General features: G+C 49.3%; 10 protein-coding genes. 5 read left to right on the top strand and 5 right to left on the bottom strand.

All coding sequences use genetic code 11. The annotated features are described in order from the left end of the window. Positions 1-75 precede the first annotated feature (75 nt). The 5 genes from ABUL11_RS10145 to sdhC form a co-directional block, all read right to left on the bottom strand. Complete coding sequence (locus ABUL11_RS10145; RefSeq protein WP_350283741.1) at positions 76-2,379, bottom strand: DNA translocase FtsK; 2,304 nt, start codon at positions 2,377-2,379, stop codon at positions 76-78. A 221-nt stretch (positions 2,380-2,600) separates the two neighbouring features. Then, positions 2,601-3,557, bottom strand: a complete 957-nt coding sequence (locus ABUL11_RS10140; RefSeq protein WP_350283740.1) for an ankyrin repeat domain-containing protein — start codon at positions 3,555-3,557, stop codon at positions 2,601-2,603. 98 nt (positions 3,558-3,655) lie between these two features. Next, a complete protein-coding gene (gene sdhA / locus ABUL11_RS10135; RefSeq protein WP_350283739.1) occupies positions 3,656-5,419 on the bottom strand; it encodes a succinate dehydrogenase flavoprotein subunit in 1,764 nt (587 codons plus the stop codon). A 1-nt stretch (position 5,420) separates the two neighbouring features. After that, positions 5,421-5,774 carry a succinate dehydrogenase, hydrophobic membrane anchor protein gene (sdhD, locus tag ABUL11_RS10130; RefSeq protein WP_350283738.1) on the bottom strand — a complete coding sequence of 118 codons (354 nt, stop codon included), beginning with the start codon at positions 5,772-5,774 and terminating at the stop codon, positions 5,421-5,423. Further along, positions 5,768-6,160 carry a succinate dehydrogenase, cytochrome b556 subunit gene (gene sdhC, locus ABUL11_RS10125; protein ID WP_350283737.1) on the bottom strand — a complete coding sequence of 131 codons (393 nt, stop codon included), beginning with the start codon at positions 6,158-6,160 and terminating at the stop codon, positions 5,768-5,770. Before sdhC ends, sdhD begins: the two co-directional genes overlap by 7 nt. Before the next feature lie 181 nt (positions 6,161-6,341). On the opposite strand from sdhC, the gene pyrG reads away from it, so the two are divergent. From pyrG to ABUL11_RS10100, 5 genes are all read left to right on the top strand, one after another. Further along, complete coding sequence (gene pyrG, locus ABUL11_RS10120; RefSeq protein ID WP_350283736.1) at positions 6,342-8,036, top strand: CTP synthase; 1,695 nt, start codon at positions 6,342-6,344, stop codon at positions 8,034-8,036. A 280-nt stretch (positions 8,037-8,316) separates the two neighbouring features. Continuing rightward, positions 8,317-9,603, top strand: a complete 1,287-nt coding sequence (gene eno / locus ABUL11_RS10115; RefSeq protein WP_350283735.1) for a phosphopyruvate hydratase — start codon at positions 8,317-8,319, stop codon at positions 9,601-9,603. Next, positions 9,600-9,881, top strand: a complete 282-nt coding sequence (gene ftsB, locus ABUL11_RS10110; protein WP_350283734.1) for a cell division protein FtsB — start codon at positions 9,600-9,602, stop codon at positions 9,879-9,881. The genes eno and ftsB overlap by 4 nt, the downstream gene beginning before the upstream one ends. A gap of 64 nt (positions 9,882-9,945) precedes the next feature. Continuing rightward, the gene (locus tag ABUL11_RS10105; protein ID WP_350283733.1) at positions 9,946-10,188 is read left to right on the top strand and encodes a PP0621 family protein; all 243 of its coding nucleotides are present in this window, start codon (positions 9,946-9,948) and stop codon (positions 10,186-10,188) included. A gap of 178 nt (positions 10,189-10,366) precedes the next feature. Further along, on the top strand, positions 10,367-10,903 hold the full coding sequence (locus ABUL11_RS10100) for an RNA polymerase sigma factor (protein WP_350283732.1): 537 nt from the start codon (positions 10,367-10,369) through the stop codon (positions 10,901-10,903). The last annotated feature ends 70 nt before the right edge of the window (positions 10,904-10,973 follow it).

The raw sequence follows: 10,973 nt of genomic DNA, 5'->3' as shown, positions 1-10,973 counted from the left end.
ACAGTAAACGGGTCATGATGAATTATCTGATTGAATTGGTTGATCGGGTAAAAGCCACATAGAGCTGGGTTCGATTTATTCGTTCCGGTCAGGAGTCAGTACTTCCCGGTTGCCATTGCTTTGCATGCTGGAAACGAGGCCGGCGCGTTCCATTTCTTCGATCAGCCGGGCAGCGCGGTTATAGCCGATACGCAACTGGCGCTGTACCAGCGAAATCGAAGCACGGCGAGATTTGATCACAATGCTGACTGCTTCATCATAGAGGGGATCCGATTCTCCCCCGGCAGATTTACCGGTTTCTCCCCCGTTTTCATCAGAGAGTGCGCCTTCTTCACTCGCCTGCAGAATTTCTTCAATGTAATGTGCTTCACCATGTTGTTTGAGATATTCCACCACCTTGTGAACTTCATGATCCGCCACGAATGCACCATGTATACGCTGGGGATAGCCGCTACCGGGGGGAAGATACAGCATGTCACCCTGACCAAGCAGGGCTTCCGCTCCCATCTGGTCGAGAATTGTACGTGAATCGATCTTGCTGGAAACCTGGAAGGCGATACGTGTCGGAATATTGGCTTTGATCAGCCCGGTAATTACGTCCACCGACGGGCGCTGTGTGGCAAGCAGCAAATGAATACCGGCAGCTCGCGCTTTCTGGGCAAGGCGCGCAATCAGTTTCTCGACTTTCTTGCCCACGATCATCATCAGATCGGCCAGTTCATCGATCACCACTACGATCAATGGCATTTCCTCCAGCAACTCGGGGGAGCCGGGCACCGGATTGAGCGGATTGGTCAATGGCTCTTCATTTTTTACCGCCTCGCGTACTTTTTGATTATAACCAGCCAGATTGCGTACACCCAGTGCCGACATCAGCTTATAGCGTCGCTCCATTTCAGCTACGCACCAGTTGAGGGCACTGGCGGCATCGCGCATATCGGTGACTACGGGTGTCAGTAAATGGGGAATTCCGTCATAGACCGATAATTCCAGCATTTTCGGATCGATCAGAATCAGGCGGACATTATCTGGAGATGCTTTGTAGACCAGGCTTAGAATGATGGCGTTGATTGCTACGGATTTACCGGAACCGGTCGTGCCGGCGACCAGAGCATGCGGCATTTTAGCAAGATCGGATACTATGGGGCGGCCGCTGATATCCTTACCGAGTGCGATCGTCAGGGGTGAGGGATTATTCGCATAAACGCCGGATGCAAGAATTTCATGCAGGCGAACAGTCTGACGGTTTGGATTGGGAATTTCCAGACCCATCACTGTTTTACCTGGTATCGTTTCCACTACACGGATACTGGCGACTGTCAAAGCACGGGCCAGATCCCTGACCAGATTGACGATCTGATTGCCCTTGACGCCAACCGCAGGCTCGATTTCGTAACGGGTGATGACGGGCCCGGGATAGGCTGCCACAACCTTCACTTCCACTCCGAATTCCTGCAGCTTGCGCTCGATCAGACGTGAAGTGAATTCCAGCGTATCGCTGGACAACATTTCCCCATTACTCTGCGGTTCATCCAGTAAATGAAGGGGAGGAATAATCCCGTCAGGCGAATTGGAAAACTGTGGTGTCTGTTTTTCTCTGTTGCTGCGCGGAGATTTGGGAAGAGTAGTTTCGGGCATTTCGATATGCAGCGGAACCGATGAAAAAGGTTGCTTTCCGATTTCTTCGATGCGAGCTTTCTGTTCATGGAAGGGTATTGTGTTATTGCGACGATTCAGCCACCCCATGCATATATCTCTGATAGCGAAACAGATTTCCTCGATACCCCCCCCGATTTTTTCAGATAAACGTACCCACGATAACCCTGAGAACAAGCTGAATCCGATGGCGAAAATAATGACCATTGCCAGTGTTGCGCCGGTAAAACCGAGCAGAGATGAGAGCTGTTTGCTGAGTATCTCGCCCAGCAGACCGCCGGGTGCAAGCGGGAGCGAGAGGCGCAGTGTATGAAAACGTAATGCTTCGATTCCGCTGCTGGCTACCAGCAAAGTGATAAACCCGGTAAAAGACAGCATGAGTACACGCGGATCGAATACGCTGGCGATATCGATGCGGCGATAGCCCCACCAAACGGTTACAAAGAAGAATGCTACCCACCACCATGCTGAAATACCGAAAAAATACAGCATCAAATCTGCCAGCCATGCTCCTGCACTGCCTCCCGCATTGCTGACCTGTCGTAACGTTCCACTATGCGACCAGCCTGGATCGGTAAGATCGAAGCTGATCAGAATTAGTGCAAGATAAAGCGCTATGCCGCTCAGAACCAGAGAAACCGCTTCACGTAATAGGCGGCTGGTTCTGGGAGGAAGAGGATTACTGGCGACTTTTTTCGCCATGGGTTTATCGGCAAAACTCATGTGTACATCTTCAGCTTAAAAATGATGGCTGGTGCATAGAAGGCTGCCATATTTTTTTATTTTACGCGCGGAAAAAAGAATTGAGCCACTGTGAAAACGATTTGCTGAAGTTTCGACAGCGGTGTGGGTGTAGATGACGCTTTTATTTTGTCGTTTCCTGACATTTCACCTGATCTCGGAAACCGGAGCAGGTTTTTTACAATTTCGGAAAAATTGCAAATTCAACTTTTTTCAGCTTTGAGCAATTCAATGATGGCAGGAAGCTTGGCAATATCCAGCGCAGTTTTATCACTGGTGTTCTTAAGTTGGGTATCAGCCCCTTTTTCCAGTAATAATTTTACTGTATCGATATTTTCATTCAATACCGCTGACATGAGTGCAGTCATTCCATCTTTATTTTGAAAATCGATATGGGCACCTTTTTCCAGCAATACTTCGATGACCGGATTTTGGCCATTCTGTGCCGCCAGAATCAGTGCAGTAAAATCGTTGGTGGCTTTCAGATCCGGCTGAGCGCCATGTTCCAGTAATTTCCGGACGATCGACAAATGACCGGACAGGGATGCCAGGATCAATGCAGAAGCACCATTGGCATCCTGCAGATCAATGTTGGCGTCTTTTGCTAGCAGCATATCGACGATATCAGCATAATCGTTCGTTGCAGCCATGTGTAAGGCTGTGGCCTTGGCAGCGTTCTGCAGATCCGGCTGGGCCTGATGTTCGAGCAATGATTTGACTATACCGGCATTACCTTTGGCCGCAGCCAGCATGAGGGGTGTCAGTCCATTTTTATCCTGCAGGTTCGGATTTGCTTCTTTTGCCAGTAGCAAATCGACAATTTCCTGATGGCCATTCTTACTGGCCAGCAGCAACGGCGTTCCGCCCTGTACATTCGCCAGATCGACTGTAACTTTTCGATTCAGCAGCAGCTTGACGACTTCTTTGTGCCCGGTTTGTGCTGCTACTGATAAAGCAGTAAAACCTTCAGGGGATTGCAGATCCGTTTTGATCCCTTCATTCAGCATTTTCTCTACTCCCGAGGCATCTCCCGTCAAAGCAGCCTTGAGAAAATCTGCATCCTTGTCGGCGTCAGCATGAGCGAATGAGATTGGCAGCAGAAAAAATAAAGCGGCAATACCTGCCAGGCAGGATTGTTTCAATCGGAGAGGGAATGTCATGTTTTCCGTTAGTTTCATTTAAAGATAAGTTTTATAAGAAATCAGAGTTTCGTTCCATCGATGGGTAAACCCGAGAGCTGCCCCGGATGCCAGATTGCTCAATAAGTTCTCGCTTTGGGAGGGAATGATTCCATGGTCAGTGGCTTCAGTCGTACCGGCTTGTAATCCAGGCGCTGATCTTTGCTGAAAAACAGGGAGTGCCTGAGCCATTTTTGGTCGTCCCGTTCGGGAAAATCATCGCGAGTGTGCGCTCCCCGGCTTTCATGGCGTGCTTCCGCTGCAATCATGGTGGCAATTGCTACTTCAATCAGATTATCCAACTCCAGTGCTTCGACTCTGGCGGTATTGAATATCCTGCTTTTATCGCGAATTTCAGTATGCCTGACCCGTTCAGCAACTTCGCCAATTTTTTCCACTCCTTCTTTCAGCACATCTGGAAAGCGGAAGACACCGCAATGTGTCTGCATGGTTTTACGTAAAGCTTCGCTGGTTGCAGCAACATTTTCTCCATCTTTTTGGGTTTCCAGGCGTGTAAGCCGTGTCAGTGTCTGTTCGGCTGCATCCGGTGGTAATGGTTTGTGGTGATTGTTTCTGGTCAGATCCTCGATGATCCGGTTGCCGGCAGCACGTCCGAATACGACGATATCCAGCAGTGAATTTGTGCCAAGGCGATTGGCACCATGCACCGATACACAGGCGCATTCACCGACGGCGTAAAGCCCCGGTACGACTTCATCAGGGCTGGTCTTATAAGGTGCAACTACCTGCCCGTGATAATTGGCAGGAATGCCGCCCATCATGTAGTGTGCGGTCGGGACAACCGGTATGGGATCCACCAGAGGATCGACATGTGCAAACTTGAGTGCGATTTCCCGGATGCCGGGCAGTTTCGATGTAATCGTTTCTGCACTCAGATGATCCAGCTTCAGCAGCAGGTGATCTCCTTTCGGCCCGCATCCTCGCCCTTGTCTGATCTCTGTGATCAGGGCACGGGAGACCACATCACGGCTGGCGAGATCTCTGGCATGGGGCGCATACCGTTCCATGAACCGTTCGCCTTCGGCATTTATCAGATATCCTCCTTCTCCCCGCACTGCTTCGCTGATGAGCACACCGGCACCGTACACACCTGTCGGATGAAACTGCCAGAATTCCATGTCTTCCAGCGGAATGCCTGCTCGTGCAACCATACCCAGGCCATCGCCTGTATTGATGAAAGCATTGGTACTTGCTTCAAAAATACGACCGGCACCACCTGTTGCCAACAGCGTTGCGCGCGCCTGCAAAATCATGATTTCACCAGTTTCCATTTCCAGTGCGGTGATTCCCAGTACTTCACCTTCATGATCACGAATCAGGTCGAGTCCCAGCCATTCCACAAAAAACTGGGTATTGGAACTGACGTTACGCTGATACAGGGTGTGCAGCATGGCGTGGCCGGTACGATCGGCAACGGCACAGGAACGACTGGCCTGCTCCCCGCCAAAATTCAGGGATTGCCCGCCAAACGGACGCTGATAAATCTTCCCGTTTTCCAGCCGGTCGAACGGCATACCGAAATGCTCCAACTCATACACGACTTCAGCGGCATGGCGGCACATGAATTCGATTGCATCCTGATCGCCGAGGTAGTCCGAACCCTTGACAGTGTCATACATGTGCCAGCGCCAGTCATCTTCGGTCACATTACCTAGTGAAGCTGCAATTCCGCCCTGTGCCGCTACGGTATGTGACCGAGTGGGAAATACTTTGGACAGAACGGCAACCTTGAATCCGGCTTCGGATAACTGCAGTGCGGCACGCATACCCGCTCCGCCCGCGCCGACGATGACTACATCAAATTTTCTTTGCTTAACTTTCACGTCAGCCCCACAGAATATCCAGGAACCATATCAGGTAACCCAGTAATGCCACGATACATGTTATTTGTAGTGTCAGGCGGACAGGCATCGGGTGGACATAATCCATCAGGATATTACGTACACCTACCCAAGCATGCCAGCATAAGCCGGCAAAAAAAAGTAACGAAGCAATTTTTATCCACTGAATGGAGAATAACGCTTTGAACTCTTCATGGCTTTCCGGTTGATAAACTGCTGCGAGTATGATCAGTAAGCCGGTATAGGCTGCCATCAGGACGGCAGTGATGCGCTGTACTAACCAGTCTCTCAGACCGTAATGTGCTCCGGTTATGACACGGTGAGCAGGGTTTACCATAACCATATTCCTATCAGTGCTGTTAAAATTGCGCCGAAAGCCAGTACCAGTTTGCTGCTCAGACGAGCTTGCTTCAATTGCATGCCGTAATGCAGATCGAGCATTAAATGCCGGATACCGGCAAGCAGATGATGTATAAAAAACCATGTTGCTAACAGCAAAAACAGCTTGCATAGCGGATGAGCCAGATTGGACTGCAAGCTGGCGAAGGTGGCGGGAGATTGCAGCAGCATTTGCAGTCCGTAGAGAAATAAAGGGATTCCTGGGAGAAAAAGCAGTACACCACTGATGCGATGCAGAATGGAAACGATGGCAGGGAGAGGTTGCCTGATTTTCAGCAGATTCAGATATTTAGGGCGTCGTTTCGCCGGATACCGCGCTTCCATAAAATAACTAATCAGACCGGGTAAGTTTATCGGTGGGTGGATAACCCAACAGTCACTCCAATTTTCTAGTTTAATCCGTTCTATGCCGGCAGACAACTTGACCTGCCACTAAGCCATTCTTTGCCTGTACCGCCGGTGTCCACATTGTTTCGATATATCAATTACGTTAATATAGCCCCCCATGACTAAATTCGTCTTTGTGACTGGCGGCGTAGTATCTTCCCTGGGTAAGGGAATTGCTGCGGCCTCTCTGGCAGCATTGCTGGAAACACGTGGCCTCAGGGTGACCATACTCAAACTGGATCCTTATATCAATGTTGATCCGGGGACCATGAATCCGTTTCAGCATGGGGAAGTGTTCGTAACAGACGATGGTGCTGAAACTGACCTGGATCTGGGTCATTACGAGCGTTTCATCAGCACCAAAATGACTCGGCAAAACAATTTCACTACCGGGCAGATTTATGAAAGTGTAATCCGCAAGGAGCGCCGCGGGGATTATCTGGGTGGAACCGTACAGGTGATTCCCCATATTACCGACGAAATCAAGCTGTTTATCCGCAACGGCGTCTCCGATGCACAAGTTGCAATCGTGGAAATCGGCGGTACAGTGGGTGACATCGAATCCTTGCCGTTTCTGGAAGCAATCCGGCAAATGTCGGTCCAGCTTCCTCATCATGATACCTGCTTCATTCATTTGACATTGCTGCCTTACATCAGCTCGGCCGGAGAACTGAAAACCAAGCCTACTCAACATTCAGTCAAAGAGCTTCGTGAAATCGGTATTCAGCCGGATGTGCTGCTTTGCCGTTCCGATCGTCCGCTTCCGCTGGAAGAGCGGCGAAAAATCGCGTTATTTACCAACGTTCGCGAAGAATCTGTCATTTCTGCGATTGATGTAGACAACATCTACAAAATCCCGGCGTTGTTACACGAACAAATGCTGGATGAAATTGTGTGCCACAGACTGGATATCCTGGCCAGGCCGGCCAATTTGACAGTCTGGAAAAAACTGGTTCATGCACTCGAACACCCCAATCATGAAGTTTCTATTGCGCTGGTAGGGAAATATGTCGATTTGACGGAATCTTACAAATCGCTGTCAGAGGCATTGATTCATGCTGGCATTCACACACGCTGCAAAATCAATATCCACTATGTCGATTCGGAAAATATCGAGCAACATGGGACCAACTGCCTGGCAAATATGGATGCCATTTTGGTACCCGGGGGATTTGGCAAGCGTGGGGTGGAAGGTAAAATCATGGCAATCAGTTATGCCCGTAACCACCAGATTCCTTATCTCGGTATATGCTTGGGAATGCAACTCGCAGTCATTGAATTTACCCGTAACCGTCTGCAACTTGAAAATGCGCACAGCACAGAATTTGATCCGGATACACCTTACCCGGTATTAGGGTTGATTACCGAATGGCGTGATCGCTGCGGTCGTATCGAGAAACGCTCCGCTCAGACGGATCTGGGAGGAACCATGCGACTGGGAGGGCAGGAGTGCTTGCTGAAACCACATACCTTGGCACACAAAATTTATGGAACGGATAAAGTCATCGAGCGCCACCGGCACCGTTATGAAGTCAACGCTGAGTTTATTCCTCAACTGGAACAGGCCGGCATGCATATAAGCGGTTTATCTGCTGAAGGTGATCTCTGTGAGATGATTGAGTTATCTCAATCTGAACACCCGTGGTTTGTCGCTTGCCAATTCCACCCGGAGTTTACCTCTACTCCCCGCAATGGTCATCCTCTCTTCAAAAGCTACATACAGGCCGCTATCAGCTTTGCCGGCCAGTCTGGTCGCACAAAATTGCACAGTCGTAATGTACAGGAAAGTGTTACAACAGACAGCTCAAACTGATTATTGAAAGGAATAGTTTTTATGCAGATTTTAGGTGAATTATATCGTTTCCGATAATGGCCAGTATCAACCAATCAGCTTTATTCCCCGATCGAATGAGACAGCTTATCTCCGGTAAACGCAGGACGAGTTAAATAAACATGGTTATTTCACTATTTTGTGAAACTTTTGATAACTATGAAGCGTACATAATAAAAGTACCTGATAAGTGAAGTGATCATCGAGCAACACAGCAGGTTTTACAGTTTTTTCCATCACCCCAAAACACAAGGAAAGCAGCATGAGTGCAATCGTAGATGTAATCGCCCGTGAAATTATCGATTCTCGTGGTAACCCAACCATAGAAGCCGATGTATTGCTGGAATCGGGCGTGCTTGGGCGCGCTTCAGTGCCATCCGGCGCATCTGTCGGTACACGCGAAGCCGTTGAGCTGCGTGATGGAGATACACAGCGTTACTATGGAAAAGGGGTATTGAAGGCAGTTGAAAGCGTCAATGGTGAAATTTCTGAAACGATCATGGGACTGGATGCCATGGAGCAGTGTTTCATTGATAAGACTCTGATCGAGCTTGACGGCAGTGAAAACAAATCCAGGCTGGGTGCCAATGCGATACTCGCCGTTTCGCTTGCGGTGGCCAAAGCAGCAGCAGAAGAGTCCGGTTTACCCCTTTACCGCTATCTGGGAGGAATCAATGCCAAGTGGCTGCCCGTACCGATGATGAATCTGGTTAATGGCGGCGCGCACGCAAACAACTGTCTGGATATGCAGGAATTCATGATTATACCGCTGGGCTTGCCAAACCTGCGTGAGGCCGTGCGTTGTGGCGCAGAGGTATTCAGCACACTCAGAACGTTGCTCAGCAAAAAGAATCTGCCCACGACAGTTGGTGATGAAGGCGGATTTGCCCCCAGCTTTGCTCACAATGAAGAGGCACTGGCTCTGATCGTACAGGCCATAGATGAAGCAGGTTATCAACCCGGCTCCGAGGTAGCGATCGGAGTGGATTGCGCCAGTTCCGAATTTTTCCGGGAAGGAAAATATCATCTCGATGTAGACGGACTCAGTCTTACCTCGGCTCAATTTGTGGATTATCTTGCTACCTGGGTGGAGAAATACCCGATCATCAGCATCGAAGATGGCATGAGTGAACAAGATTGGGAGGGTTGGGGGTTGTTGACGGAAAGGCTAGGTAAAACAGTCCAGCTGGTCGGTGATGATGTGTTTGTCACCAATACCCGAATTCTTAAAGAAGGTATCAGTCGCAATATTGCCAATTCCATTCTGATCAAGATTAATCAGATTGGTACACTTACCGAGACACTGAACGCAATCGAAATGGCAAAATGTGCAGGCTATACCGCCGTAGTTTCCCATCGTTCCGGTGAGACCGAGGATACGACCATTGCCGATATAGCCGTTGCCACCAATGCCTTGCAGATCAAAACGGGTTCACTCTCGCGCTCGGATCGGCTGGCCAAGTACAATCAGCTATTGCGTATCGAGGAAGATTTAGGTGAAATGGCGCAATATGCCGGAAGATCGGCGTTTTATCAGTTGAAGCCATGAAAACCTTGGCCGGGCTGCTGGTTCTCCTGATCGGGTTGGCGCAGTACCCGTTGTGGTTCGGCAAGGGAAGCTGGCTGGCAATCCTGGAAATGCATGAACAGATTGCTGCATTGCAGGAGACCAACCAGCGTCTTCAGAACAGGAATACCGTTCTGGAAGCGGAAGTCAATAACCTGAAAAAAGGGTTCGATGCGATTGAGGAGCTTGCGAGGAGTGAGCTGGGAATGATACGCAAGAATGAGCTGTTTTTTCGCGTAGTGGAATATGAGAATAAATAGCACTACGCTGTGTGTCGTGATATGACACGTTTCACAGATTCTTTCCGGGTAAATACAGTTAAATATGGTAATCAAGTGGATACTACTGATCACACTGATTTTCTTGGTTTTCTGGTTTTTTAAGCAATTCCGGAAAATACAGAGAAAGTCGCCTGATACTACCCGGAAAGTAATCGAGAACATGGTTCGTTGTGCCTACTGCGATGTGCATTTACCAAAAAGTGAAAGCATCATTGAACGTGGCCAATACTTCTGTTGCACAAAGCACCGGCAGTTATATTCACAATCCCGGTCCGGTGATAAATGAGACCTGCTCCGGTTTGGCCATACACTCGCAAGGTTTACTATTTTGTAATACATTTGTCTCGAATCAGACGCCTGCCAGCCATTCATTGCTTCTGCACGTAGCTAGCCGTACCGGGTGTTGATACATTCCTGACGAGGAATCGGTTTCTCCAAGAAAAAAACAATACGGAAAGATACCCATGACGGCCCATTACTACGATGAGCTACTGAAATACTTTGCACGGGTAATGCAGGATTATGACGCTGCTGCCGACATCGTGCAGGAAGCATACGCGCGCTTACTGGCTCTCCAGCAAGCCGGGCAGCATGTAACCGAGTCACGCGCTTTACTCTATCGTATTGCGCGTAATCTGGTCATCGACCGTTATCGCCGTGGCCAGGTACAAGGCTGGACCACGGATAATCACTCACTGGAAAATTTTCCTGCACAACGTGCCTGTGAACCGGATGCACTGGTTGCATCATCCCAGGTTTTACAAGCGGTACTGACTACTATCGATGCATTGCCGTTGCGTTGTCGTGAAGCTTTTATCCTGCATCGTTTCGATGGACTCAGCCATGCCGAAGTAGCAGAACATATGGGAATTTCGCGTAAGGCGATTGAGCAGCATATCCAGCATGCCATGCAGGCGATCCGACGCTGTCGCATGCAAATGGAAGGAGATACTGATACTCCGGCTCCTTCCTTGCAACGCAGAAAAAACCGATGTGATTAACCGGTATTGATATTGATAACCTGAGTTCGGGATAAGCCCTCAGGGTTGAGCCAAGCTATTGACTCTGGTC

Source organism: Nitrosomonas sp., from assembly GCF_040256045.1.
Classification (GTDB): domain Bacteria; phylum Pseudomonadota; class Gammaproteobacteria; order Burkholderiales; family Nitrosomonadaceae; genus Nitrosomonas.
Note: the sequence above shows the minus strand (reverse complement) of the source record. Positions and strands in the feature narration are given on the sequence as shown.

Coding starts and splice junctions, on each gene's coding strand:
- ftsB (WP_350283734.1), top strand. CDS start 9,600: ATGAAAACCTTGGCCGGGCTGCTGGTTCTCCTGATCGGGTTGGCGCAG.
- ABUL11_RS10140 (WP_350283740.1), bottom strand. CDS start 3,557: ATGACATTCCCTCTCCGATTGAAACAATCCTGCCTGGCAGGTATTGCC.
- eno (WP_350283735.1), top strand. CDS start 8,317: ATGAGTGCAATCGTAGATGTAATCGCCCGTGAAATTATCGATTCTCGT.
- sdhD (WP_350283738.1), bottom strand. CDS start 5,774: ATGGTAAACCCTGCTCACCGTGTCATAACCGGAGCACATTACGGTCTG.
- ABUL11_RS10100 (WP_350283732.1), top strand. CDS start 10,367: ATGACGGCCCATTACTACGATGAGCTACTGAAATACTTTGCACGGGTA.
- pyrG (WP_350283736.1), top strand. CDS start 6,342: ATGACTAAATTCGTCTTTGTGACTGGCGGCGTAGTATCTTCCCTGGGT.
- ABUL11_RS10145 (WP_350283741.1), bottom strand. CDS start 2,379: ATGAGTTTTGCCGATAAACCCATGGCGAAAAAAGTCGCCAGTAATCCT.
- sdhC (WP_350283737.1), bottom strand. CDS start 6,160: ATGGAAGCGCGGTATCCGGCGAAACGACGCCCTAAATATCTGAATCTG.
- ABUL11_RS10105 (WP_350283733.1), top strand. CDS start 9,946: ATGGTAATCAAGTGGATACTACTGATCACACTGATTTTCTTGGTTTTC.